Annotated in this window: 31 protein-coding genes; 18 read left to right on the top strand and 13 right to left on the bottom strand. The window is 40.7% G+C overall.

Going from position 1 to position 25,535, the window contains the following annotated elements; genetic code table 11:
• Positions 1-118 precede the first annotated feature (118 nt).
• The gene (locus tag DESME_RS08290; protein WP_006718642.1) at positions 119-535 is read right to left on the bottom strand and encodes a hypothetical protein; all 417 of its coding nucleotides are present in this window, start codon (positions 533-535) and stop codon (positions 119-121) included.
• Positions 536-706: 171 nt separating this feature from the next.
• On the opposite strand from DESME_RS08290, the gene DESME_RS08285 reads away from it, so the two are divergent.
• A complete protein-coding gene (locus DESME_RS08285) occupies positions 707-1,384 on the top strand; it encodes a DUF421 domain-containing protein (protein WP_006718643.1) in 678 nt (225 codons plus the stop codon).
• Positions 1,385-1,414: 30 nt separating this feature from the next.
• Positions 1,415-1,783, top strand: a complete 369-nt coding sequence (locus DESME_RS08280; protein WP_006718644.1) for a DUF4363 family protein — start codon at positions 1,415-1,417, stop codon at positions 1,781-1,783.
• 45 nt (positions 1,784-1,828) lie between these two features.
• Here DESME_RS08280 and DESME_RS08275 read toward each other — a convergent pair whose 3' ends face one another.
• Complete coding sequence (locus tag DESME_RS08275) at positions 1,829-2,038, bottom strand: DUF1657 domain-containing protein (RefSeq protein ID WP_006718645.1); 210 nt, start codon at positions 2,036-2,038, stop codon at positions 1,829-1,831.
• Positions 2,039-2,187: 149 nt separating this feature from the next.
• Here DESME_RS08275 and DESME_RS08270 point away from each other — a divergent pair, with 149 nt between their 5' ends.
• A complete protein-coding gene (locus DESME_RS08270; protein ID WP_006718647.1) occupies positions 2,188-2,754 on the top strand; it encodes a hypothetical protein in 567 nt (188 codons plus the stop codon).
• 50 nt (positions 2,755-2,804) lie between these two features.
• A complete protein-coding gene (splB, locus tag DESME_RS08265) occupies positions 2,805-3,854 on the top strand; it encodes a spore photoproduct lyase (RefSeq protein WP_006718648.1) in 1,050 nt (349 codons plus the stop codon).
• Positions 3,855-4,005: 151 nt separating this feature from the next.
• On the opposite strand, the gene DESME_RS08260 is transcribed toward splB, so the two are convergent.
• From DESME_RS08260 to DESME_RS16065, 4 genes are all read right to left on the bottom strand, one after another.
• Positions 4,006-4,689, bottom strand: a complete 684-nt coding sequence (locus tag DESME_RS08260; protein ID WP_006718651.1) for a LutC/YkgG family protein — start codon at positions 4,687-4,689, stop codon at positions 4,006-4,008.
• On the bottom strand, positions 4,686-6,137 hold the full coding sequence (locus DESME_RS08255) for a LutB/LldF family L-lactate oxidation iron-sulfur protein (RefSeq protein WP_025248728.1): 1,452 nt from the start codon (positions 6,135-6,137) through the stop codon (positions 4,686-4,688). The genes DESME_RS08260 and DESME_RS08255 overlap by 4 nt, the downstream gene beginning before the upstream one ends.
• Positions 6,137-6,862: a (Fe-S)-binding protein gene (locus tag DESME_RS08250; RefSeq protein WP_006718656.1), complete on the bottom strand. Its 726-nt coding sequence runs from the start codon at positions 6,860-6,862 to the stop codon at positions 6,137-6,139. The genes DESME_RS08255 and DESME_RS08250 overlap by 1 nt, the downstream gene beginning before the upstream one ends.
• 207 nt (positions 6,863-7,069) lie before the next feature.
• A complete protein-coding gene (locus DESME_RS16065) occupies positions 7,070-7,240 on the bottom strand; it encodes a hypothetical protein (RefSeq protein ID WP_167998832.1) in 171 nt (56 codons plus the stop codon).
• A gap of 41 nt (positions 7,241-7,281) precedes the next feature.
• Between DESME_RS16065 and DESME_RS08245 the strand changes: the two genes are divergently transcribed.
• The 3 genes from DESME_RS08245 (at position 7,282) to ltrA (ending at position 10,229) form a co-directional block, all read left to right on the top strand.
• Positions 7,282-8,022: a hypothetical protein gene (locus tag DESME_RS08245; RefSeq protein ID WP_006718659.1), complete on the top strand. Its 741-nt coding sequence runs from the start codon at positions 7,282-7,284 to the stop codon at positions 8,020-8,022.
• A 68-nt stretch (positions 8,023-8,090) separates the two neighbouring features.
• Positions 8,091-8,291, top strand: coding sequence for a hypothetical protein (locus DESME_RS08240; RefSeq protein WP_006718661.1), 201 nt, complete (start codon positions 8,091-8,093; stop codon positions 8,289-8,291).
• A 528-nt stretch (positions 8,292-8,819) separates the two neighbouring features.
• Positions 8,820-10,229, top strand: coding sequence for a group II intron reverse transcriptase/maturase (gene ltrA / locus DESME_RS08235; protein ID WP_025248628.1), 1,410 nt, complete (start codon positions 8,820-8,822; stop codon positions 10,227-10,229).
• Positions 10,230-10,335: 106 nt separating this feature from the next.
• Here the strand turns inward: ltrA and DESME_RS08230 are convergent, their stop codons facing one another.
• Together DESME_RS08230 and DESME_RS08225 are read right to left on the bottom strand one after the other, a co-directional pair.
• Entirely contained in the window at positions 10,336-10,542 is a 207-nt protein-coding gene (locus DESME_RS08230; RefSeq protein WP_006717276.1) for an alpha/beta-type small acid-soluble spore protein, read from the bottom strand.
• Between the two features lie 130 nt (positions 10,543-10,672).
• Positions 10,673-11,131: a YbjN domain-containing protein gene (locus tag DESME_RS08225; protein WP_006717275.1), complete on the bottom strand. Its 459-nt coding sequence runs from the start codon at positions 11,129-11,131 to the stop codon at positions 10,673-10,675.
• 188 nt (positions 11,132-11,319) lie between these two features.
• On the opposite strand from DESME_RS08225, the gene DESME_RS08220 reads away from it, so the two are divergent.
• Positions 11,320-12,903 (top strand): peptide chain release factor 3, encoded by a 1,584-nt coding sequence (locus DESME_RS08220; RefSeq protein WP_427846193.1) that lies wholly within the window; start codon positions 11,320-11,322, stop codon positions 12,901-12,903.
• 59 nt (positions 12,904-12,962) lie between these two features.
• Here DESME_RS08220 and DESME_RS08215 read toward each other — a convergent pair whose 3' ends face one another.
• The gene (locus DESME_RS08215) at positions 12,963-13,736 is read right to left on the bottom strand and encodes an N-acetylmuramoyl-L-alanine amidase family protein (protein ID WP_006717271.1); all 774 of its coding nucleotides are present in this window, start codon (positions 13,734-13,736) and stop codon (positions 12,963-12,965) included.
• A gap of 65 nt (positions 13,737-13,801) precedes the next feature.
• Positions 13,802-14,455, bottom strand: coding sequence for a PAQR family membrane homeostasis protein TrhA (trhA, locus tag DESME_RS08210; RefSeq protein WP_006717268.1), 654 nt, complete (start codon positions 14,453-14,455; stop codon positions 13,802-13,804).
• A gap of 203 nt (positions 14,456-14,658) precedes the next feature.
• Here trhA and DESME_RS08205 point away from each other — a divergent pair, with 203 nt between their 5' ends.
• Entirely contained in the window at positions 14,659-15,528 is an 870-nt protein-coding gene (locus DESME_RS08205) for an SDR family oxidoreductase (protein ID WP_006717265.1), read from the top strand.
• 9 nt (positions 15,529-15,537) lie between these two features.
• On the opposite strand, the gene DESME_RS08200 is transcribed toward DESME_RS08205, so the two are convergent.
• Both DESME_RS08200 and DESME_RS08195 read right to left on the bottom strand, forming a co-directional pair.
• A complete protein-coding gene (locus DESME_RS08200; RefSeq protein WP_006717263.1) occupies positions 15,538-16,224 on the bottom strand; it encodes a C40 family peptidase in 687 nt (228 codons plus the stop codon).
• A gap of 126 nt (positions 16,225-16,350) precedes the next feature.
• Positions 16,351-16,860 (bottom strand): GNAT family N-acetyltransferase, encoded by a 510-nt coding sequence (locus DESME_RS08195; RefSeq protein ID WP_006717261.1) that lies wholly within the window; start codon positions 16,858-16,860, stop codon positions 16,351-16,353.
• Positions 16,861-17,130: 270 nt separating this feature from the next.
• Here DESME_RS08195 and DESME_RS08190 point away from each other — a divergent pair, with 270 nt between their 5' ends.
• From DESME_RS08190 to DESME_RS08175, 4 genes are all read left to right on the top strand, one after another.
• Complete coding sequence (locus tag DESME_RS08190; RefSeq protein WP_006717258.1) at positions 17,131-17,454, top strand: phasin family protein; 324 nt, start codon at positions 17,131-17,133, stop codon at positions 17,452-17,454.
• Between the two features lie 44 nt (positions 17,455-17,498).
• Entirely contained in the window at positions 17,499-19,181 is a 1,683-nt protein-coding gene (locus DESME_RS08185) for an ABC1 kinase family protein (protein ID WP_006717257.1), read from the top strand.
• A 223-nt stretch (positions 19,182-19,404) separates the two neighbouring features.
• Positions 19,405-20,121, top strand: coding sequence for a hypothetical protein (locus tag DESME_RS08180; RefSeq protein ID WP_006717255.1), 717 nt, complete (start codon positions 19,405-19,407; stop codon positions 20,119-20,121).
• 200 nt (positions 20,122-20,321) lie between these two features.
• On the top strand, positions 20,322-21,011 hold the full coding sequence (locus DESME_RS08175) for an aspartate/glutamate racemase family protein (protein WP_006717253.1): 690 nt from the start codon (positions 20,322-20,324) through the stop codon (positions 21,009-21,011).
• A gap of 24 nt (positions 21,012-21,035) precedes the next feature.
• Here the strand turns inward: DESME_RS08175 and DESME_RS08170 are convergent, their stop codons facing one another.
• Positions 21,036-21,566 (bottom strand): hypothetical protein, encoded by a 531-nt coding sequence (locus tag DESME_RS08170; RefSeq protein WP_006717251.1) that lies wholly within the window; start codon positions 21,564-21,566, stop codon positions 21,036-21,038.
• Between the two features lie 156 nt (positions 21,567-21,722).
• Between DESME_RS08170 and DESME_RS08165 the strand changes: the two genes are divergently transcribed.
• The 5 genes from DESME_RS08165 to DESME_RS08145 all read left to right on the top strand — a co-directional run bounded on the left by DESME_RS08165 (position 21,723) and on the right by DESME_RS08145 (position 25,533).
• Positions 21,723-22,193 carry a VanZ family protein gene (locus tag DESME_RS08165; RefSeq protein ID WP_006717249.1) on the top strand — a complete coding sequence of 157 codons (471 nt, stop codon included), beginning with the start codon at positions 21,723-21,725 and terminating at the stop codon, positions 22,191-22,193.
• Positions 22,194-22,289: 96 nt separating this feature from the next.
• A complete protein-coding gene (locus DESME_RS08160; RefSeq protein ID WP_006717248.1) occupies positions 22,290-23,081 on the top strand; it encodes a lipid II flippase Amj family protein in 792 nt (263 codons plus the stop codon).
• Positions 23,082-23,185: 104 nt separating this feature from the next.
• Positions 23,186-24,124, top strand: a complete 939-nt coding sequence (locus DESME_RS08155) for a homocysteine S-methyltransferase family protein (protein WP_006717246.1) — start codon at positions 23,186-23,188, stop codon at positions 24,122-24,124.
• A gap of 35 nt (positions 24,125-24,159) precedes the next feature.
• Positions 24,160-24,579 (top strand): C-GCAxxG-C-C family protein, encoded by a 420-nt coding sequence (locus DESME_RS08150; RefSeq protein ID WP_006717245.1) that lies wholly within the window; start codon positions 24,160-24,162, stop codon positions 24,577-24,579.
• 402 nt (positions 24,580-24,981) lie between these two features.
• Complete coding sequence (locus tag DESME_RS08145; RefSeq protein ID WP_006717243.1) at positions 24,982-25,533, top strand: GNAT family N-acetyltransferase; 552 nt, start codon at positions 24,982-24,984, stop codon at positions 25,531-25,533.
• Positions 25,534-25,535: the final 2 nt, after the last annotated feature.

Raw genomic sequence — 25,535 nt, 5'->3', positions numbered from 1 at the left:
ATGAATCGAAAGTGATAAGTGTGCGTAGTGAAAAGATTTTAAAAAAAATGAGACTTGTCACAGAAATAGGATCGAATTTCTATTTCTTGACAAGTCCCTTTTTTGTTGGAAAAAATGATTAAAATCCGAAATCATATTCATCATCAGTATAAGTACCGGGATCGGCTAATTTTACGGCGGTACATGCAGTAGTGACCCCAAAAAGGACGTAACTTAAAAACGAGAGAAGTTCATTGCGTTTTTTGGGGAATTTAAGGTGATAGTGATGGTAATCGCGATTATTTTTCCCACCGTAAAAGAAGGCCCAGAGCAGCATTCCAAAGCTAGCTCCTTTGGTTATATGTTTGTCTTTGCCCGTTCTTTTCATAAAATAGACAATCGGAATTCCTAAGAAAGCTCCAGACATTACATTAGCAAAATGATGGGGAGGGTGAGTCCTTCGTCTATGGGTGTTTCGAGGTTCATGTGATACGATCACTTTAGCAAAATGACCAATTAGGCCACTAACCAGTCCTAAAGAAATTGATGAGCGCATATCTTCACCACCTTGTGTTAAATTCCCTATTATTCTTGCCCAACACTCGAATATTCATGAATGAAAATTTAAAGAATAAGTAGGGTATGACAGGGAAAAATATAATATGTTTCCTCTCGTTCCATGATTGAGCAGGCTAGAGGATGAACTCGAAAAGGAAAGGAGTTTCTTATGTTAATTATTGTGACACGAACCCTTATCCTCTATGCTGTGGTTGTCATTGCTTTGCGTTTTATGGGTAAACGTGAGATCGGACAATTACAACTCTTTGACTTAGTCGGTATTATTATGATTTCAGAATTAGCAGCAATCCCTAGCGAAAATGTCGGGATTCCTTTAATTGCGGGAATTATTCCGATACTCGTTATACTCCTGGTGAGTACGCTTCTCGCGATAGTCGAATTGAAAAGTGAACGGGCACGAGCTATTTTAAATGGAACCCCATCCATTTTAATAGAACGGGGAAAAATCGTGGAATCTGAGCTTAAACGAAATCGTTATAATTTAACAGACTTATTGGAAGAGTTACGCATGAAAAATATTCCTAATATTTCTGATGTTGAGTTTGCAGTTTTAGAAACGAATGGCCAGCTTAGCGTTCTACCAAAGTCATTAAAGAGACCTACAACTCCGGAAGATTTCAATATGTGTCCCTCGTTTGAGGGGCTGCCAACCATATTAATCATGGATGGAAAATTACATCAGGTCAACCTTCAACGCATCGATAAAGATCTTCAGTGGTTATTGGAGGAGCTTAAAAAGCAGAATATTCATCGAGTAGAAGATGTTTTTCTTGCGAGTCTCGATACCTCCGGAACGCTTTTCCTTCAAGAAAAATCAAAGCGTTAGCAGAAAGGATTGGGATTCATGAGGTCTTATATGATAATTTTTGTGATCTTAGCCATACTGATTGGAGGATCAGTATGGGGTAACCGTTACATCACTACGTCGACTCAAAAATTAGTTCAGACCATTGAGCAAGTTGATGAACGGCTAGATAATCAAGACTGGGATCAAGCTAATGTACACTTACAATTGTTGAAAAAGGATTGGGTTGAGACCAAGGACGTATGGAGCGTGTTAGTGCATCATCAGGAAATTGATACGATCGATATTGCCATTATGCGATTGACTGAATATTTTCAGGCTAACAATTCCGTCTTAGCCGCTGGGGAGTTAGCTACTTTGCGCTTACTGTATGAACATATTGCAGATACGGAATCCTTCAATCTAAAAAATATTTTTTAGGGGCTCTACCCATTAAGGTAGAACCCCTGCGCTAAACGTATATGTTTATCCTTGAGTTGAATTTAACCCGTTGTTCGACTCAAGGTAGTTTAAACGACTATTGAGTTGTGCTACATGTCGTTGCATGTCACTCGACATCTCTTGAAACATTTGTTTAGCAGATTGATCCTGAGTGGAAAGTGCGAAGTTATCATACGTTCCTAAAGCAGATTTAGCGGCGGCGGTAGCTTTTTGCATGTCTTGTTGAACAGTCACGAAAAATCCCTCCTTATTTTTTCTGAATCGTAAAAAATCTTTTGTTTTTGCAAACAGGCTTAGTATATGATTTGAACCCAAATCTATAAGGAAATAGTTTTGGAAGAATTGGCAATTTTTTTATTAATAGCGTTTGTGAGGAGAGAGGTATGTCAACGAAGGAAGACAAATTGTTAAAGTGGAGTAGTATTATTGCGACTGTTGGAACGGCTATTTTAGCGTTGACGGCCCTAATTACTGTTTATGTGACGTTGAATGCCTGGAAGGTTCAACGTGAAGATGCTCGACCTTATCTTTCTCTGAAAGAGTCGCCCCAAGTTGAGGTGAGAGACGGGGTAGAATTTGAATTTAAGTTTAATAATGTTGGTATTCATCCAGCGGTGAATTTATCGAGCCAAACGATTATTTTTGATCAGAATTTGCAACAAAAACCCATCCATAATGAACGCTATGACTTGGTTAATGAAATTCCTAAAGATACATCGTCAAGTTTGATGATCGCTTTAACGCCAGAGGAGATGGATTTAGGCGCGTACTATCTTGTCGTCTTGCTTCAATATACCGATCCCGTGATTGATAAACACTATCAACAGAGCTTACTCCTTAAGTGGAATGGCTTCAAGGAAGGGAAAGCACAAGCGATTGTGCATGTCCAGACCCAAGAAAAGGATAAAATCACTAGTTATCTACAGGCAAATCAGGTGAACCTAAATTGACAAATTGCCTCCAATAAATGAAGAGAAGTAAAATGAGGAGAAGAATACAGATGATTGGAATGAAAAAATTTCTTCCGGCTCGTGTTTTTTATGAGCCAGAAGCCTTAGAATACCCCTTGGGAAAGGAACTGGTTGAACACTTCCGCGGAACGGACATACCGGTAATAGAAACGGGGTCCCATAATCGAGTCAGCGGAATTCCTGGGAAAACCGCTGGACAAGCCTATCGAGAAGGTAAACGGACACTCGTGATTGGGGTCCGCAAAGGAAAAGAATTTCAAAGCTGTAAGCCTTCTGCCCATTATCAGCTCCCTCTTGTCACGAGTTGTCCAGGAATGTGCGAATACTGTTACCTCAATACAACCTTAGGTAAAAAGCCCTATATTCGTGTTTATGTTAATGTTGAGGAAATTCTGGGAACGGCCCGCCAGCTTATGGAGGCGCGACTTCCGGAGATCACACTTTTTGAAGGAGCGGCTACTTCTGACCCCTTGCCAGTTGAAGCGTATACTGGCTCGTTAAAACAAGCCATTGAGTTTTTCGGTCAGCTTGAAAAGGCTCGCTTCCGATTTGTTACAAAATTTACGAATGTGGACAGTTTACTTGAGGCAAAACATGAGGGGCATACCCGATTTCGCTTTAGTTTAAACTGTGCCCAAGTAGTTAAGGAATACGAACACGCAACACCGTCTCCAGAGGAACGAATCCAGGCCGCAGGAAAGGTTTTGAGAGCTGGATATCCCTTGGGGTTCATCATAGCACCGATGATTCGTGTTGAAGGGTGGCGGGAGGAATATGAGACGCTGCTATCGTCCTTAGCTCAAGAGTTGGAGAAAAATGCTCCGAATAATTATCGGTCAAGCGATTTGAGTTTCGAATGGATTACGCATCGATACACAACGCGGGCAAAAAACACGATTCTCGAGGTGTTCCCTAATACAATGCTACCGATGGACGAAGAGCAACGGAAGTATAAGTATGGTCAGTTTGGCTATGGTAAATATGTTTATCGCCCAGAGGAGATGGCAGAAATGAAAACGTTTGCGTTGGAAATCACAGAAAAGTATTTTCCAGGGGCAAAGATCGAGTACTTTATATAATAATAAGAGCCCTTCCCGGTAGAGTGCTAGGATCACCTACTCAGGAAGGGCCTTTTTGCGGGTTAAACTTTCTTTATCCTACGATGCATGTGGTTAAGTTCGGCAGGATAAGGCGACTAAGGCCACCGCTTTGGCGTTAGCCAAGTCTTCTTTATAACTCGGTCATGATAACCAAATAAACTTCGATGGGTCCATGAACACCGATGGAGAGATCCATCTCAATATCTGAGGTGCGACTAGGTCCTGAAATGATTTCGATGCCAGCCGGAGGAGCCCCCGCCGTAAGAAGCTCTTCCATGATCTCTGACAGCTCATCTTTGATTTTTGAAGCGGGAAGAAAGGCTAAATGGCGAGGCGGCAAGAGGCTGACGGCACGCCCGCGTTCGGGGTTGCTTTTAAGCACAAGGGAACCCGATTGGACGATTCCATAATCTGCTCCAGTGACACCTAGCTGAGATTGCGCAGCTGAGGTAATTCGCACTGTACGCTCTATGGACGAATCAGGGTAGGATTGAGTTGCCCAGTGAAGCTGCTTAAACGTGTTTGTCACAAAATCAGGCAGTTCTCCCCAAGTCAAGATCGAGGTATTGTTCAGCCATTCGGGTTCTGGATCACCAAACCAATTCTTTAGAGCAGGGACAGCTTCCTCAGGAGTTCTGGCTTTAATTCCTTTGCCCCCGAGTGACTTCCAATTTGTGAGTAGGATATCCATGCGCTCTTCGAGATTGCTGAGTTGATAGTGAGGAAAGGTGAACTCAATCGGCTCGACAGAGGTCGGAGTAGGACGTCCAAGTTTTTTGGCTAAGTGGGCGAGGAATTCTTGGGGATCACTCATTTTTGCTCACCTCCTTGTGGCTTAGTTTTCTCTAAGCGTTTTTCGAGCATCGGCCAGAGATCTTGAAAGTTTTGAAGAGGGAGGGGGGGTACATACCGGCTCCTTAACCAATTGTTAAGCGGAGGCGGGCCCATCACGATACGACCATGACGCATGAGAACCCACTGCATACGGGAACCCATATGGAGAAGATTGCGGAGAGCCTTGGGACGTGTGAAATAATAACGATAGGCCTTGAAGGCTTTATGTTCAATTGCTGGGGTGTGTCCAGTAAGAACTTTGCGATCACGGTGTTTAACAATTAAATCCATGAGTGGAATTCTTACGGGACATGCTTCAGAGCATGCAGCACATAAGGAAGAGAAATAGGGGAGATGGCCCCACTTCTCATAATTTTGTTCGAGAAGCGGGGTTATGACGATTCCAATGGGGCCAGCGTAAACGGATCCATATGCATGCCCTCCAACTTGCCGGTAAACTGGACAGACGTTAAAGCAGGCACCACAACGGATACAGCGTAAAGAAGCGCGGAAATCTGGATCACCTAATATTTCGGAGCGATTATGGTCGAGAATGACAAGATGCCATTCTTCAGGGCCATCAACATCTCCTTCATGTCGAGGTGGCGTGATCATCGTTGTATATACGGATAAGCGTTGTCCCGTGGCGCTGCGCGCAAGAAGATTAAGCATAACGCTGAGTTCCTTAAAGGATGGAACAATTCTTTCCATGCCCATCATGGTAATTTGAACTTTTGGTATGGTGCTGACCATACGGCCGTTTCCTTCATTGGTCACCATAGTAACAGTCCCAGTATCTGCGACAGCAAAGTTACAGCCAGAGATCCCAATTTCACTAGAGAGGAATTTTTCACGCATTTTATCTCGTGCAAATTTCGTAAGGGTCGGGGTATCTGAAGTTAAAGGATGCCCCGCAATCGGTTCAAAAAGCTTCGCAATTTGATCCCGGTTCTTATGCATCGCGGGTACAATGATGTGAGAGGGAGGTTCATCCGCGATCTGGATAATATATTCCGCGAGATCGGTTTCGCTGACTTCAATTCCGTCTTTTTCCAGAGCGGGATTGAGATGGACTTCCTCTGAAATCATCGACTTTGATTTAATCACGGTCTTGGCATTATGTTTTTGGAAAATGTCCTGAACAATTTTGACGGCATCTTGCGGAGTTTTGGCTAAATGAACATGCCCACCGTTTTTCTCGACATTTTCAATCAGTTGTTTCAGATAATAATCTAAGTTAAGAACGACATGATTTCGAATTGTTTCCCCAGCTTGACGCCATTCTTCCCAGTCTCCAAGTTGATTCGCCGCGTCCAACTTCTGATGACGCAGCTTATCTGTTGCACGTCGAGTAGCCATTCGGAGGAAGTCATCATTGAGTGCTTTATCTAGGGCTTCATGCATATCATAGGGCTTTTTCTCCGACATCATTCTATCCCCTTTCCAAGCAGCTGAATAACGTGCATCGCAGGTACCGGGTGCCCATGTTTTTCCAAATATCCAGAGATGTTAAGGAGGCAACCCATATCAAGGCCAGTGAGAATATCTGCGCCAGATTCGATGACGTGTTGTGCTTTTTCCTGAACCATCGCCTCGGAAATCACAGGCATTTTGATTGCGAAGGTTCCCCCAAAACCACAACATAGTTGGGCCTCAGGTAAGGGCACAACTTCAACACCTTGAATGTGTTCCAGTAAGGTGAGGGGTTCATCTCGTATTCCCATTAAGCGGGTAGCGTGGCAGGAAGGGTGATAGGTTACTTTGGCTTTGTAGCGTGCTCCTAGATCAGGCTGTTTAAGCACGTTGACCAGAAACTGTGAGAATTCATAGCTCTTATTAATGAGTTCATTTGCTTTCTTGAGATAGACGGGGTCGTTTTCAAATAGAGAAGGATAGTTATGATGAATCATTCCTATGCAGGAGCCGCTCGGCGCGACTACGACTTCGCTCTTTTCAAACGCATCAATCGTGTTGCGGGCGACTGCTCTCGTGTCTTCCATATAACCCGAGTTAAATGAGATTTGTCCACAACAGGCTTGCTTGTCTGGAAAATCAACAGTGTGGCCCAGCCGAGTAAATATTTTGGCCATTGTAACCCCTAAATCCGGATAAAGCATGTTACCTAAACAGGTAATAAAAATTGAGATTTTCATGTTTTACAGTCCCTTCCGGTTGATACCCTGAATTTCTCTGATTATTATGGCTTGGTTGTTTTGGAATTATGTTGTTGTTTTATTACTTTTTGGGTAAATTAAGAACGGATGAAAGGAATCAAGATGTTTCTGTCGAAAATTATTAAGATACAAAAGGCCGCTGATACGCAATTGACATCAGCGGCCTTCTAACTTATATGAACAGCTTTATCCGAGCATTGGAACGTTTGGCTCTTCGTACCAGATCGAGATGAGGTGAGCCTGCCCTGAACTTTGAGTGATTTTGATTATTTTAAGCCAACTATTTTCTTCGAGCCACTGGTTAACGTCTCTTTCAAGTAAACGTGAGTCTGGTGAGCTAAAGGTCTTGATTTTCAATATTTTCATCCTTTCATTACGCTATCAAGGAGTGATTCAAGTTGAAGCTAAGGACATGGGAAATCAAATTAGGAATCTTTCTCTTAGGGCTTTCTTTAAGTTTATATCTCCTCGATTTTTTGGAGTTTCATGGTATTAGTTATATTTTAGATAATATTCTCTTACAGCTAGCCTATTTACCAATATATATTTTTCTATCAACCCTGATTATTGATCAATTGCTCGCAAAACGCGAAAAAAGAGCGCTTCTCCGTAAGTTGTATATGGTGGTTGGCATTTTTAATCATGAAATGGGTGGGGAGCTGTTGGAGTTCTTAAGCAAAAGGGATGCGAATATAGATAAAATCCAAAATAACTTGTTAATCGAAACGAGTTGGAATAATAAAGATTTTTTAGAGGCACGTAAAGGAGTAGAAGAGTATCGTGGTAAATGGCAAGTTGACGGGGAATTCTTAGAGCAACTTCGAGACTTAGTATTTCGGAAAAAAGATTTTCTCCTGCGCTTGATGGAAAATCCGAATCTTCTGGAGCATGAAGCCTTTACTGAATTACTCTGGGCTATATTTCATTTAACAGATGAGTTCGCGCATCGCAAAGACTTAAGAGAACAAGCTGAGGCAGACCGGGTTCATCTGATTCGGGATATGGATCGGGCTTATCAGCTCTTGATTTTAGAATGGCTGAGCTATATGGAACACTTGCACGAAGATTATCCTTATCTCTATTCTCTGGCAGTTCGTACGAATCCTTTTAATTCGAAGGCTCGGGTAGAAATTCAATAAAAAATATCCCTATAATTGGGTCACATTATCTTTTTTCATCCGGGAAAACTAAATTCGAGGTGATTAAAATGCCACGTAAAGATGGAAACAAGCGTCAAAAAGAAGACCTAAAAAAGATGGAGTTAACTCTAAACAACATTCATAAAAATGAAAAGTTTTTAGCGGAAAATGCAGGGGAATTGACGCCCCATCAACTGAAGGACGTCAAAGAGCATTTAGCCTCCAAGAAAAAATTCTTAGAGGAGACAGATGGAACGATGAAATACTAGAAGAGTTTTCTAGGCGTAGTTTTTCGCACAGGAGTGTGAGAAACTACCCTAAATTTTTATCGTTAATTTCATGACTATAAATAATAGGGAAGGGGTATTCAATGAATGAATGCCCCTTCCCGCATGGTGCGCCACGCATGGCGATTAACTAGACGGTGAAAGTCCGTTATGGGGGTATGTAGCGACCAACCATTAGCTTAAGGCAAGGGTGTCCATCGTGAGGTGGAATCTGAAGGAAGCCGGCGGCAAAGCTCCGACCCGAGGAACACGAACAGTATCAGGCGCAAAACGTGGGGTAAGGCTGCCATTCAAGCTGAAGCCCAAAAGCTACACGGATACGTTAGCGTAAATGCTGCGGGTACATGGAACGAAAGTGAATCGTCTTACCGTGGGAGGCCTCACGGACAGGTGGAAACAGAGTAAGAAACCTGGTTGAAACAAGATTTATCGTGAGGAGTCAGCTGAAGCCATAGTACAGAGGTGGTCTAGACACCGACGGAAGGGTTGAACCAAAGGAGGTGTGGGTCAATGAAAGTTACTGAAAGTGGTAATTCAAAACACAGACAACTTCGATTCGAAGACTATCTGCAAAGGGTATCTGCGGAACAGAGAGAGTATGCGGAAGTGTGCGCGCCACCTAAGATGACTGAAACCGACAACACCAACACGAACAAGCAGACAGAAGGCTTGCTTAAGCAAATTCTTAGCGTCGAAAACCTAAACCGAGCTTACAAACAGGTGAAGAGAAATAAAGGCGCAGGTGGAATCGATGGTATGCAGGTGGATGAACTTCTACCCTTCCTGAAAGAGCACAAGAATGAACTTTTGCAATCCCTCTGGGACGGTAAATACCGTCCAAAACCCGTACGGAGGGTAGAGATACCCAAAGAGAACGGAAAGACTAGAAAACTGGGAATACCAACAGTCGTAGACCGGTTAATCCAACAAGCGATTACTCAAGTCCTGAGCCCCATCTTTGAAGAGCAGTTCTCAAACAACAGTTTTGGATTCCGACCGAACCGCAGTGCTCATGATGCACTGTTGAAATGCCAGGGTCATATTACAGAAGGATACAAATATGTAGTAGACATGGACTTAGAGAAATACTTTGATACGGTCAACCAGAGCAAACTGATTCAAATTCTGTCTGAGACAATAAAAGACGGGCGAGTCATCTCACTCATCCACAAATTCCTAAGAGCAGGAGTTATGGTGGATGGTTTGTTTGAGGAAAGCCCCGAGGGCGTACCGCAAGGCGGACCCCTTAGTCCCTTACTTGGAAACATTATGCTCAATGAATGTGACCACGAGTTGGAAAAGCGAGGGCATAGATTTGTGCGTTATGCAGACGATATGATGATTTTTTGCAAAAGCAAGAAAGCAGCAAAGCGTGCGCTTGACCATATACTTCCGTTCATCGAAGGGAAGTTATTTCTCAAGGTAAACAGGGAGAAAACTAAGATCTCGCACGTAAACTATGTAAAGTATTTGGGATATAGCTTTTACATCTACAGAGGATTTGGGCGACTGAGAATCCATCCTAAAAGCATCCAGAAACTCAAAGATAAAATCCGAGAAGTGACTGGACGGAGCAACGGGATGGGAATCGAAGAACGGAGAACAAAACTCAACCAGATAGTGCGAGGCTGGACGAACTACTTTAAACTGGCCGACGCTAGAAATCTACTTAAGACACTGGATGAGTGGCTAAGAAGTCGCATACGGATGGTTACCTGGAAGCGATGGAAGAGAACCCGAACGCGATTTGAAAACCTCAAGAAAGTAGGTATACAAGAGGAACAAGCGTGGATGTGGGCAAACACAAGAAAAGGCTATTGGCGTACTGCCCATAGCCCGATTTTGACAAAAGCCTTATCCAATAAGCGTTTCGAACGGATTGGATATCTCAGTTTTAGTGAATGTTATTCTGCGAAGTAACGCGTAAACTTTGGAAGCGCCGTATACCGAACGGTACGTACGGTGCTGTGGGAGGTCGGCTGACCAAATAATGGTCAGCCTCCTACCCGATTACGAAATGAGAAGTTTAGATTCGACCACCATTTTTCAAGGATTGTTCAGCGAATTTGATCATACGTTTCGTCATTTGCCCCCCGACAGAACCGTTTTCACGGCTTGTGCGGTCGCCACCGAGTTGAACGCCTAATTCATTCGCAATTTCATACTTGAATTGGTCTAAACCTTGTTCTGCGCCTTGTACTGCTGGTGTGTTACTGTTTCTTTCTCCTGCCATGTGTGTTACCTCCTTAAAATTTGGATTCAATGAGTTGGGACGTTCTTATTATTTGCTAAACGCTTTTCTTTACTCAGGTAATAGTTGCGCCCAAACTAATAGATATCCAATAATGGTTTATAGAGGAAACTCAGTCGTCTTCTTGAGTACATATTGCCATTGCTTCTTCAGCAGAAAATTCTTCAAAAACAATCTTTACAATTCCAGGGTAGTAGGTATCAAAACTTTGCGAGCCGTTCCAAATAAGGTTCATCAATTGCTCTTGGGAAGGCTCAGTATTTTCAAGATCGAGAAAAGTTCGAAAACGGATTTCTCCGTCATCCATGTCCATTTCAAAATTACCATTTGCGAGTTCGTAATTCACTCGGTTTATGAAATTACAGATTTCAATTCGTTTGAGGAAGGGGATTTTTTGATTAATATGCGTATTGCAGAGTAGGGATTCTTGCTCTTCATCGACAATAATGAAGCAATGAAAATCAGCGTTTACGCCTCGAATTTCTAAACGGAAAATTTCATTTTTTTTATCATGATCAAATTCCCAGCCATTTTCAGATAGTGTTTCATAGAGAATTTGAAACAAGGTCATTTTCCTAATCCTCCCTTACCGATACACATTACAATTTATTCTTTCCACATTTGTTAGGATGATTCCTGCTGGGGAATATCTTCCGTTATAAAAATCTTAATGATATAATATAAGTCTATGAACAAAAAATAAAAAGATAGTGTGAGAATATTTCATATTAAGGAGTTTAGATAACTGTGAATTTGACAATGGAAGAAGAAATTCGATCCCGCAAAGCATTTGCGATTATTTCTCACCCTGACGCAGGGAAAACGACTTTGACGGAAAAACTGCTCTTATTTGGAGGAGCGATTCATTTGGCGGGTAATGTGAAGGCCCGCAAAACTCAACGGTATGCAACTTCAGATTGGATGGAATTGGAGCGTCAAAGAGGAATCTCCATCACGTCGAGTGCGATGCAATTCAACTATAAAGGGTATGTTATCAATATTCTTGACACCCCGGGTCACCAGGATTTCAGTGAGGACACCTACCGGACATTAACGGCAGCTGATAGCGCAGTCATGTTGATCGACGTTGCCAAAGGGGTCGAAGCGCAGACCATTAAACTGTTTGAAGTATGTAAGAAGCGAGGAATTCCGATCTTTACCTTTATCAATAAACTCGACCGGGAAGGGAAAAATCCAATTGATTTAATGGATGAAGTTGAAAAAGTCTTGGGCATTGAAGCCTATGCGATGAACTGGCCGATTGGGATGGGGGGGACTTTTAAAGGAATTTATGATCGTCAGAGTGGTTTCGTGGACCGTTATGCAGCAGGTAACCGTACTGAAAATTCAGGTGCCCCACAATCCGGTTTGATCGGAGATCCTGAAGTCCAATCAGGAATCGGAGAGGAATTGTTGCAGCGTTTACAAGAAGATATTGAGTTGCTTGATATGGCGGGTAATCAGTTCGACATGGAAAGAGTCAACAGAGGAGAGGTTACGCCAGTCTTTTTTGGAAGTGCCTTAAGTAATTTTGGGGTTCCTAATTTCTTGGATAGTTTTCTAAAGCTTGCCCCTGGGCCGGCAGCGCGAACATCCAACCAAGGCGAACTAGATCCACTGAATCCAGAATTCACTGGATTTGTCTTTAAGATTCAAGCTAACATGAATGCAATGCACCGTGACCGGATTGCCTTTATCCGAATTTGTACCGGGAGATATGAACGTGGAATGAATGTCATTCATACGCGTTCACGTCGCAAACTTCGCTTAGCTCAGCCTCAGCAGTTATTTGCTCAAGAACGGACCATTTTGGACGAGGCCTATGCTGGTGATATTATTGGGGTTCATGATAATGGAATTTTACGGATTGGTGATGTTTTAGCCGAAAAAGACGGTCTCGAATTTGAAGCCATGCCCTTTTTTAGCCCAGAAAATTTCGCGCGGGTGAGTATTAAGAATGCTTTGAAACGCAAGCAGTTTATTAAAGGAATTCAAGAATTGCAGGAAGAAGGCGCGATTCATGTCTTCCGTGATCTGCATATTGGAGTCGAGGCTCCAGTTATCGGCGTTGTTGGGCAGTTACAGTTTGAAGTACTCGAGTATCGATTACGGGATGAGTATGGAGTAGATGTTGAGATTAATCATTTGCCTTATGAAATCGTGCGCTGGGTTCCAAAAGATGAAGAAAAAATAAAGATTCTTAAAGATTCAAGTATGAGTCTGGTCGTATTAGATCAAGATGAAAATTATGCTGTCCTTCTTCTCGATAAATGGAAAGCGAATTGGATGAGTGAGCGCTATTCGATTGAATTTTTGGAGCAGCCTCCGCTTTTAAGAGAATGAGATGAAAAAAGGTCTTGCATCACAATCGATGCGAGACCTTTTTTCATCTTATAAAAGTATCAATGATAAGGGCAATTTTTCAGTTGCTGGACGGAGTCGCGAGTACAGAGGAGGGGGGGGTGGATCTCGTGAGGATACTCCTGAAAGTAACCTTCAATACCATTAGCCATTGCTTCTGCGATTTTCTCCTGATAGGATGTGGTTTGCAGAAGCTTGCGTTCTTTGGCATTGGAAAGAAACCCAACTTCAACTAAGACAGCAGGCATTCGGGTTTGATTCAGCAGATAATAATCCCCTGATTTGGAATTCCGTTTATTATCAGGTTGTATTTGTTTAAGTTCCTTTTGAATGCGGTCAGCCAGGGCTTTGCCCGAAGAAGATTTGACATAGTAAAAGGTTTCCATACCGTAGGAGATACCAGGATAACTGTTTGAATGAATGCTGATGAATAAGTCAGCGTTATTTAAACTGGCCATTTGTACGCGTTGATTAAGTTCAACTCGCTTAGCTATTCGGCCCAAAACAAAATTCGGGAGATAGAAATCCTTGTCCACCTCCCGAGTCAATATTACATTATATCCTCTTGCCATTAGGGTTTCCCGCAGGTGTAAAGCAATGTCTAGATTAATATCCTTTTCTTTAACTCCTTGATATTGCGCACCTGGATCCTGCCCTCCGTGACCGGGGTCGATCACGATAATTTTATCCTTTGAATTCGGAGTTACTGTCATGTTAAAAGTATACATTACTCCCCCGATCAGGAGAAGGATTCCGAACAGCAATAAGGGTAAGCTGGATTTTCGAAAGTGGAGGATTATAAATCGTCTTTTCATTCATGATCCTCCTTTGCTCTAGTTCTTTAAAAAAGATATGAGCAAAGAGGAGAGTTCATACTCAGTTAACTCGAGATTGGTACAAAATAGATCAGGATCATGATAAAATGAATGAGAGTTCCTGTTGCGATAAAGATGTGGAAAATTTCGTGGAATCCAAGATGTAAGCGGGGAAGCTTAAAGATTTTTGCGGCGTAGATAATCGCACCCACAGTATACATCACGCCACCGCCGACCATCATAATAAGCGAGCCGAGCGGGAGATTATGAATAAGTTGGAAGATAGGAACAAGGGCAATCCAGCCTAGAGTGACATAAAAAGCGGTTGAAACATAGCGTGGAGCATTGATGAACCAGATCTTCAGGATAACTCCAACTATTGCAAGAACCCATACGGCAAGGAGCATTACCCAGCGCCAGGCTCCTTCTAAACCATAGTAGAATACCGGCGTGTAAGAGCCTGCAATGAGAACATAAATCATCATATGGTCAATCTTACGTAAGGTCAGTTCTTTCTGAGGAGTCGTTCGAAGAGCATGATAGAGAGAACTTGTACCATACAAAGCAATAACACTCAGTCCGTAAATAGTCATGGTAATGGTTTTCGAGAGATTTCCTTGTGACAACAGAATTAACGAAACAAGTCCAAACCAAGCGGCTACGAAGGGGATAAAGTGGGTAAGTGCGTTCATCGGTTCTTTAATTTTTGTAACTTTCATATGGCCCTCCTATCCAATACATAAAAGGTAAAAGAATATGATTAAATTTTAGTCTTCTCGATGGCTAAAAGCAAATAATATTATATATTCAATTAAAATAGTGCACCGCTAGGAAGAGTACATTTGAGTACAAATCCTAGCGGTGTATCTATGCATAGTTTTCAGCCAAACTTTCCAGACTAATAGGATGGAGAGTGATAAAAGTGAGTCAAACTAAAATACCAGTGATCATGTTTCCCCCTCAGCATCAGGATCAACAACCGGGGATTGAAAGCAGGATGAACCCGTTTCCGATATTCGAAGATCCACAATACTTAGGCAGTGGAAAGCTTAATGGAAAGGTTGCATTGATTACAGGTGGGGATAGTGGAATCGGCCGCGCAGTAGCACTTGCATATGCCAAAGAAGGAGCAGACATTGCGTTCATCTATCTGAATGAACAGTCCGATGCTCATGACACGCGTGCACGAATCGAAGCGTTAGGTCGACGTTGCTTAAGTTTGGCTGGAGATGTGGGCGAGGAAAGCTTTTGCCAGAGTGCAATCGGTGAGGTTATAAAAACGTTTAATCAGCTTGATATTCTGGTCAATAACGCGGGCGAGCAGCACGTTCAAAAAAGTCTTTCAGATATTTCTGCTTCTCAGCTCGAGAGAACCTTTAAGACAAATATCTTTTCGTGTTTTTATCTTACACGCGCCGCTCTACCTCATCTTAAGCTTGGGGCTTGCATCATCAATACAACCTCAATCACAGCTTATGAGGGTCACGATCAGCTTATCGATTATTCCGCAAGTAAAGGTGCAGTCGTTTCCTTCACGCGTTCTTTGTCCGAATCTTTGGTTCAACGGGGAATCCGTGTGAATGGAGTAGCGCCTGGCCCGATTTGGACCCCGCTGATTCCATCATCGTTCTCAGAGGATCAAGTTACCACCTTCGGTAGTACCACACCGATGAAACGCGCAGGACAGCCTAAGGAACTCGCCCCTGCTTATGTTTTTTTGGCAAGCATGGACTCCTCTTACATGTCAGGTCAAATCCTCCATGTCAATGGGGGAACGATAATCAATGGCTAAGAATCGCGTTTAAAGAACTCGCGTGGCTCCAATAAAGTGGGAGTTCCAATACGATCCGAGGGAATAGATCGTTACCCCTTTTGAGGAGGATGCATTAATAAATTGCCCATTTCCTGTATAAATTCCTACATGATCAATCACTTTATCCTCATCTAATGAGAAAAAGATTAAATCTCCAGGCTGAAGGCTATTTAAGGAAACACCGCGTCCGGTATTATATTGATCGCGTGAAACGCGAGGGAGTGTAATGCCATGTTGGGCAAAGACATATTGAGTGAAGCCGGAACAGTCAAATCCACTTGGCGTAGTACCGCCCCAAACGTATTTGATGCCGATGTACTTTTTAGCGGTCGCGATAATGGCTGTTGCTTTTTGACTCGATGATGGGCCAGATGACTTTTCACTAACTGTTCCTCTAGATACTGACACTTGAGATTGGGCACGGGGACGAGGAGTTACAGAACTTGACGAGATAGATTGTGAAGCATTTGAACTTGCATCTGATACTTGAGTAGGGGACTCAGTAGCGGTAGTTTCCTCAGGCGTTTTAAGAGGTTCAAGTTGAGCAACCATTTTTTCGTTAGGCTGGTCGGGAGAAATTGGATTTGGAGCAGCAGTTAAGGCACTTACAAACAGTCCCATGGATAATAAGGATGCTATTGTAAAATTGATTCTTTTATTCACAAAAATATTCATTCAATAACTCCTTTCAAAAGAAGAGGCAACTCACATCGCTTGTGTGGGTTGCCTCTAGTATAAAGCATGGTTACATAAGTTGTCTTTATATAAAATATGGAAGTGAATAAAAGATAACTGATCAAGTTAGGGAAGAAATTGTTTGGCTAAATTATCTAAGGCCTGATCGGTAACGCGAAATACTGTCCATTCATCCATCGGGGCTGCACCTAGATTTCTATAGAAGTGGATAGAGGGTTCATTCCAGTCTAAACATGACCACTCTAACCGTCCACAATTTCTTTCAAGTGTCAATTGAGCAAGGTAGGCGAGAAGAATTTTTCCAACACCTTTTCCTCTCATTTCAGGTTTAATATATAAGTCTTCTAAGTAAATTCCCGGACGTCCTAAGAACGTTGAAAAGTTATGGAAAAACAACGCAAAGCCCACAGGTTTCTGATTATATTCTGCGATAATCACCTCGGCCATCTTTCGTTCAAAGAGAGAATTTCTTAAAACCTCTTCAGTAGCCACAACTTCGTTTGACATTTTTTCATATTCCGCTAACTCCTTGATAAACCCTAAAATAAGGGGAACATCATTGACGTCAGCAAATCGAAATTTTAACTGAGTTAATGGGGTAGCGATTGATTCCAATTGTATCTCTCCAATCTAATGGTTTAATGATTTAATAGACTAAATTATAGTGGACAATGCTCAAATCGCCAATAGTAAATATTTTTTGACCTTTCGTTCATAATAGAAACGAGGAATTAAATATCTAAGAATAGCTCAAAAAATGCAGGATAAAAAGGGCCAATAATTTTATATATAGGGGAGGAGGAAAAAGACGATAGAACAAGAACAGATTAGTTAGATGAATTTATAGTTAACTAATAACTGGAATTTTGAAGGAGGTTGGCTTTAATGATTGATCTTTTAAAAAAGGGGCTAGCACTTGGGTTAGGTTTTGCAATTATGAGTAAAGAACAAATTGAAAAAGCTGTGGATGAATTAGTGAAAAAAGGCGAAGTTTCGGTGACAGAATCGAAAGAGCTCGTTAATGAACTCGTTCAGAAAGGCGAAGAGCAACAACAAGAAGTTAATACAAAAATTCAGGAGCAATTTCAGAAACTTTTAGGGGAACTAAAAATTCCAACTCATGCCGATATCGAGCGTTTAGAAAAAAGAATCGCGAATCTGGAGAATCAACTGGGAAATGTCCAGGAACATACGCCTGGTAACGATTGAGGAGTACGAATTAATTAAAGGAGTACGAAATTAGGGGAGCACGAATGATTGGAAAAAGAATCCGTCACTTAAATCGGTATAGAGAAGTTGCTACGGTTCTTGCTCGGCATGGATTTGGCCTCATCATCGAAGAGATGGGGCTTACAAATTTATTGTCTTTACCCAAACGATTAATTTTTCAGACTCAGGAAGAAATTGATCCACAAACTGTTGGGGCACGCTTGCGACACGCACTAGAGGAGCTAGGCCCAACCTATGTAAAATTAGGGCAAATCGCAAGTACACGCCCCGATATCTTGCCGGATTTCTTGATTCGAGAATTAGAAAAACTCCAAGATCAAGTGGCTCCGTTTCCCTATGATGAGGCCAGTCAAATTATTGAAAGCGAATTAGGGAAGAAACCCACTGAAATCTTTGAGCGGTTTGAAGAAATTCCAATTGCTGCTGCATCGATTGGACAAGTATACAGGGCCGTCCTTAAATCAGGGGAAAAAGTGGCGGTAAAAGTCCAGCGACCTCAGATCACACAGACAATAGAAACGGATTTAGAGATTCTATTAGATCTGGCAACGATAGCGGAAAACCGAGTCGATTGGGCTAAACACTATCAATTGAAAGAAATGGTCGAGGAATTTGCCCGCTCGTTGCGCTCCGAGCTTGATTATAGCATCGAAGGGCGAAATGCTGAGAAAATTGGTTCACAATTTAAGGATACACCAGAGGTTCATATTCCTAAGATTTATTGGGATTACTCGACTAAAAAGATTCTTACTCTAGAATTTGTACATGGCGTCAAATTAAGTCAGTTCGAAGATCTTACAGCATTAGGGTATAGCTTAAAAACGATTGGTGAGAATTTAGTAAAGGCCATGTTTAAACAGATTCTGATTGATGGTTTTTTTCATGGAGACCCTCACCCCGGAAATATTTTTATTTTACCGGGGCAAATTATTTCTTTGATTGACTTTGGTATGGTCGGACGACTTTCGTCCGAGATGAAGTACAATTTTTCTTCCTTAGTTATTGGGATGATGCGGAAGAAAACAAAAGATATGGTAGATGCCGTCCTCGATATGGGGATTGCCCCGTCGGACGTCAACATGAAGCTACTTTACCGCGACGTAGACAATTTGCGGGAAAAATACCTTGATGTCGCCATGAGCGAAATTCATTTGGGAGAGGCGGTCAATGACCTTTTTAAAGTTGCTTATCGCCATCGCATTCAGATCCCTGCTGATTTAGTGTTACTTGGGAAATCACTTTTAAGTTTAGAGGGGATCGTTGAACAATTAGATCCTGAAATAAGCATCATTGATATTGCTCAACCTTATGGCAAACAACTGTTAAAGGAACGTTTTGAACCGAAAAATATTGCTGAAAAGACGTGGAATAATCTCAGAGATACAGTTGATCTGGCAGTTGATCTGCCCCAACAAGCGAAAGAGTTCCTGCGAAGTGCCCAAAATGGAAAAATTCGCTTTGAAATTGTTACACCAGAACTCGGAAATTTCCTTAAAAAAATGGATCGACTGAGCAATCAGCTTTCGTTTAGTCTTGTGCTCCTAGCTTTTAGTATTATAATGGCTGGCCTCATTATTGCCTCTGCCCTAGGGGGGAGTCAGCCCATACTCTTCGGCCGCATTCCGGCGATTGATGTCGGTTTCACCTTCGCTTTTATCATGTTTGTTCTATTAATAGCCTCAATTTTCCGTTCGGGGCGATTCTAGATTAGAAAAGCTAAGCCCTTTTATGCTATTAGGCTGAAATTAGATGGATAAACATTGAGCAGCACCATATCACGCTAAGTGGTATGGTGCTTGTTATCCATTCAGAGTAGTTGTAAACGGTGCTAAAGTGAAAAAAATTTCTCATTCTTAAAGGGTGCTAAGATTAGAATGACGAATTAGGGTAGAAGAAAAGTACATCCTATTTTTTGATAGGGAGGTTACCATGCATAAGCGGAGGATTAACTTTTTACCCCAAGATTTGATTCATGATCAACAGCAAGTAAGACGTTATTTGGCTCCATTTCTATCCAAGAATAATACAGATGAATTTTCAAAGGATACTTATTCTCAATGTCTTCAAGTTTTTAACCAGGAGATAAGACCAAAAGCGACTTTACTCTTTACCGAAATTAATCCCAACACAAAGAGGTTAGAAAGCAATGAAGGCTTAATACTTTTACCGTATAAGCATCCCTTATTCAATAAAGCTAAGTATGCAGCATTATTTTCTGTCACGTTGGGTTCAATGATTGATGATTGGACTTTGGAATTTTTTAAAGCAAAAGATTACATGTCCGGTTATATGATCGAAGCCATTGGACTTCTAGCTTTGGAAGAAGCTGAAAAGAAAATCCGAAATGAATTTCAAGTTGAAATTTCCGAGGAGTATACCCCTCACAAAACATTAAGCCATACACTCAGCCCTGGGTGTCAAGGAATACCGATAGAGGCGCAAAATGAACTGTATCAAGTGAGCGAAGCCTATGCAATTGGAATTACGCTCCAAAGAGATTTATCGCTACGCCCCTTGAAATCTTTAACGGGTATCATTTTGGCAGGACAGGATTTACCCGCGTTTCAGGAAGATCAATGTTTGTATTGTAACAAGAAACGGGATTGTTTATATTGTTCTTCGCTAATAGAAACAAACAAGTTATAAAAGGGCAGGTCTCAACTGTTTTGATCTTCTCATTATTGGACGTTCAAAGCAAATTTAATGGTGATCTCAACACAATTTTATTAAACAGAGGAGGTTTATTATCGTGGCACGTTGGTAGGGATGCAAGCAGTTAGGACGCAGCGGAAAAGCTCAGAATGTTAGACGACAGCCTAAGATAGAATAAATTGGAGGAGAAATCGATGAAAACAATTGGTTTAATCGGAGGGATGAGTTGGGAGTCGTCTTCCGAATATTATCGAATTATTAATGAAGAAGTAAAGCAGAGGCTTGGAGGTTTGCACTCGGCAAAATGTTTTCTATATAGCGTAGACTTTGAGGAAATAGAGATCTATCAAACGAATGGTGAATGGGAAAAGGCTGCGAAAATTCTAGCAGACGCTGCTCGGAGCCTTGAGGCAGCAGGGGCAGATTTTATTGTCCTTTGCACGAATACTATGCACAAAGTTGCTAACGAAATTCAGGCAGGTATTCATATTCCATTACTTCACATTGCGGATATCACAGCAGAACAAGTTCTATCTGATGGAATAAAAACAATTGGGTTGTTGGGAACAAGATACACAATGGAACAGGATTTTTACAAATTACGCTTAGAGACTCAAGGTATCAAGGTTTTAATTCCGAAGGAAACAGATAGAGTAATAGTAAATGCAGTCATTTATAAAGAACTATGCTTAGGACAAATTGTTGATGAATCAAGAGCCAGATATAAAAAAATTATTGAGGACTTAGTAGAACAAGGTGCGGATGGAATCATCCTAGGTTGTACGGAAATTGGCTTATTAGTTAAATTAGAGGACTCGACAGTGCCGTTATATGATACAACTTTGCTCCATGCAATAGGTGCTGTAAACTTTGCACTTGATTAGGGAGGAATAAAAAAGCGTAAACGGTTAGTTCAAAGAGCCGATAATTTTGTCAATATACTCTATCTGCTCTTTCGTGAAGGAAGTTGTATCAGTAAAGAAGGAAATCCTTAATACATCGCTAGTGTCGGATTTCTTCAACCAGTATTCAATCCCCGAAATTCTGTAGTTTACTCCAAAGGATGCTGTCCATTTGATTAAATACCCGCCATAATTGCCCACCTCAATCGGTTTGAGTGAATAAGAATTAAAGTCAAAGGTACTAATCTTTTTGCTTTCCTCTAAATAGTTTTCTAGGTTACTAAGATTCCATATTTGTGCATAGCCTCTTAGCAGCAGTGTCTGATCATCGAGATAAATACTGTATAAGAGTTGTCCATTGCCAATAATATTGTTTTCAATTACTCGGGTCGAGTCCGGAATGTTCAAGGTGAGATGATCGTTAATAGTGTGTTTTATGATATTTGAACTATTACTATTAGCCGAAAGCAAAGGGGTTAGCGTAATTGTTGAAAGACAAATGCCAAGAAGTAGCCCTAAGATAAATTGGTTTTTCACTTTGTCCCTCCAATAAGCTTTTATTAAACCTTATTGATTGAACTTAACTTCTATTCATTTTTAATCATGTTTACATAGTCGTTGAGGTTCAAAATTATAGACCTTCCAAGTTCATCGTTAGAGACTTAGAAAGAGGGCAGGTATGGATAATTCAGAATGAATAAGTTAATACGAAAAATTACAGTTATACTCTTTCTCACGTATTTTACGTATCTACTCTATAGACTTTTCTTTTACGCCTACGGTCAGTACTTTAGGTTTTATGAAAACGAAATAAGATATAATTTAATTCCATTTAAAACAATTTTCAGTTACATAATGGGTATGGGGAAATATAAACTTGATGTATGGTTTTTCAATCTTTTTGGCAACATATTCGCTTTTATGCCAATGGGTTTTCTCTTGCCCCTTATTTTTCAAAGCCTTAAAAGTTTCAAAAGGATTACGAGTATTACTTTTCTAATTAGCTCTTTTCTTGAAATGATTCAGTTTTGGCTTAAACTCGGAATAACTGATATAGACGATGTTATTTTGAATACACTGGGAGGATTAGTCGGTTATTTATTTCTGATTTTAAGTCGAAAAATAGTTGACCCGATAATGAAGAAGATTAGGGCTAAAGAATAGTCTAAAGACAGATATGGCATCGACCTGTTTGGTTAGATTGGGAATCCTTGTAACGTTTGATGACATCATTATTTTCGTGGAGAGGATTGTGGGTCAATGGAAAGAACATTGATAGAATTAATTATCCTGACAATAGTGATTCATATTGTAGACACCCTTGCTTACTCTGTCCGATTAAATTCCGTAAAAAGTGGACAAGTTGCATTATCCTTTTCTCTTTTCAATATGTTCGTACTTGTTTCACGAACGGCCAACTTGTTTCAGGGACCTTTAATTGGAAGTATAGTTGGGTTAAGTATTAGCACGGGCTTAGATCCAGTGAGTGACATGAGAACAGTAATTTTTGCGTCAACGATAGGAACACTATTTGGAATCCTTCTGATACCGACTTTTTTAAGGATCTTTGGAGTCGCTGTGAGACGCTTGGAATTAACAGGTTCTGTTCCATCCCTTGTTGTAGAGGCATTGCAAGTAAATAATCTCAAAAGAATTGTAAAAAGTGCAGTTAGACCCTCTAAGACAATGTTGGAGAAGCTTAGATTCAGGGAAATTCCCAAAAGATTATTAATCTTAAATGCTTTAGTTACAGGAATATACACAATAGGCGTTCTTGCTGCTTATTATTCAGCACTCTTGGTTCCAGAGCAATCAAGACTAGCGGCGGTAGCCTCGTCAGGAATGATCAATGGGATTGCAAGTATATTATTAACCTTCTTTATTGATCCAAAGTCAGCAATTATTACTGATCAGGCATTAAGCGGAAAACGACCTTATGGTGATGTTAAAGCGTTAGTTGTTCTACTCATTGCAACAAAATTAATAGGTACGCTATTGGGACAAATGTTTTTTTTACCAGCAGCCCAAGTTATAGCCAGTTTTTATAGATAGTGCTGTTTGATCATTGGATTAGGGATTTTTTTTGGTTCGCAGGGCTTGGTGAATTTTTTAAACATTATTAAAACAGTGGAACTAAAGAGAGAAGTGATATATCAATGGACTTTACAAGAACCTTTAAAGCATCTAAGTTGATTTTTACAGAAGGCGCAGTTGTGGAACGGCTTCGTCGCGAATATAAAGTTCAACTTGATCAGCACATTGTTCATTCGGGCTTGGTTTACGATCAACAAGGAAAGCTTATTCTTCGAGGAATTTATAAGCAATACATTGATATAGTGCGCAAATCTAATATCCCTATGATGATATTTACACCAACACGACGTTCAAACCCGGAACAAATAGCGCAAGCGGGTCTAATAGGGACAGATGTGAATGGCGATTGTGCCCGACTTCTTATGGACATACGTAGTGAATACGGAGAATATTCTAAGCGAATCTTTATTGGTGGCCTAATGGGTTGCAAAGGAGATGCATATAATGCAGAAGAGGCACTTTCATCTGAAGAAGCCCTTTCTTTTCACCAAGAACAAGCGAATGCTTTAGCTGACGCAGGAGTCGATTTTCTTTGTGGGACAACCCTTCCTGCAATGACTGAAGCAATCGGTCTTGCACAAGCAATGGCACGCACAGGAAAACCTTACATTCTGAGTTTCGTTATCCGAGCAAATGGAACGCTGCTTGATGGTAATTCTCTTCATAAAACAATTTCGAAAATAGACGAGATTACCTCGCCCCAACCTTTGTTCTACATGACAAACTGCATTCATCCATCCATTCTTTTGAAAGCTATTGGGAATCATGAGAATTTCACAAATGCAGTAAAACAGCGTTTGAAAGGTATCCAAGCGAATACCTCATCAAAAAGCCCTGAAGAATTAGATGGCGTGGCACAGTTGATATCAGAAGACGTTGTGACTTTAATTAATGAAATGGGAGAGCTACATAATCACCATCAAATTAAAGTATTAGGGGGCTGTTGCGGGACTGATGAACGACATATACAGGGACTTGTAAAGCTGCTTACCACTGATTGATCATAGTTAGGAGCATTCCTGAGCAGGAGGATTAAATGCAAAATAAAGAGCTTATCGATATAAAAGTACATGATTATTATTGGAATGATGATTTGAATTGCACAACTACTTCGTTATTAACTCTTTCCGAAATATTTCATATTAAATTGTGCTCTCAAATTCTTGATGCGGCAACAGGAATTCCAGGAGCAGGTAGGTATGGGGCACAGTGTGGATTGGTTGGAAGTTCTTTGATGTTTATTGGAATTCAAGGTACTGAAAAAGGATTCGAGCATGAGCAAATAGTATCTATATGCAATAGTTTTACCAAAGGATTTGAGAAAGAGTTTGGCAGTTTAAATTGTAGAGATCTCCGACCACAAGGATTTAACCCAAATAATCCACCTCATTTATGTGAAGATATAACGAAGAAGGCAATTTTATTTACTCTAAATTATTTGAGATTTGAGAGATAATGATGATTTGAGTTTGTTCATTAAGATATAAATGAAAAGGAAGTGAATAGCGTTTATATGAATAGACTTACAAGAGTATTGGATAATCATGATGGTTATGTTGTAGATGATTCTAAAGTACAGCATGATATAAACGGGTATTCAGGAGAGGCTATTAGAAGGTAAAACACATTCCATTAAATTTAAACAACTTCTGGCCAATAAACTCACCAACCAAAATATAATTATACTTTTAGAGACATCTGGATCCTGACACGAATCTGATTTTCTAACCTTCGGATCGGGTGAGCTTAATATATCCTTAAGTGATGAAGAAGCTATACTCGAAGAAAGCCGCAACGCAAAATACGGAATTATTTGTTTATGATCTTCGTTGCTTGGAAGAATTAAGGGTGGTTATTTATGCAAATGGTTTATGAAACGAGAAGACTCAAAATTAAAGTGTTGGACAAATCCTCCGCAGAATTAGTTATAGACTACTATTTGAAAAATAAGGCCTTTTTAGAAGAGTGGGAATCTATAAAGGATGAAGATTTTTATACAAAGCAGTACCAAGAAGAACAATTAGAAAAAGAGTTATTAAATGTTGAAAATAATAGCTCCTTTAGAATGTGGATTTTTAAAAAGCAAGATGATAACAGAATAATAGGTTCTGTTGGTTTCAGCAACATTGTAAGAGGTGCTTTTCAATCCTGTCATCTTGGTTACAAATTAGATCAGGATGAAATTAATAAGGGGTATATAACTGAGGCAATTCAAAAAGGTATTGATATTATGTTTAATGAATTTAAGTTGCATCGAATTGAAGCCAATATCATGCCTAAAAACAAACGCTCTTTAAGAGTAGTTAAAAAGTTAGGATTTTTTAATGAGGGGTTGGCATATAAATATTTAAAAATAAACGGAAAATGGGAAGATCATATTCATATGGTCTTGTTAAATGATAAGGTATAGGG

Source organism: Desulfitobacterium metallireducens DSM 15288 (assembly GCF_000231405.2).
GTDB lineage: Bacteria > Bacillota > Desulfitobacteriia > Desulfitobacteriales > Desulfitobacteriaceae > Desulfitobacterium_A > Desulfitobacterium_A metallireducens.
Note: the sequence above shows the minus strand (reverse complement) of the source record. Positions and strands in the feature narration are given on the sequence as shown.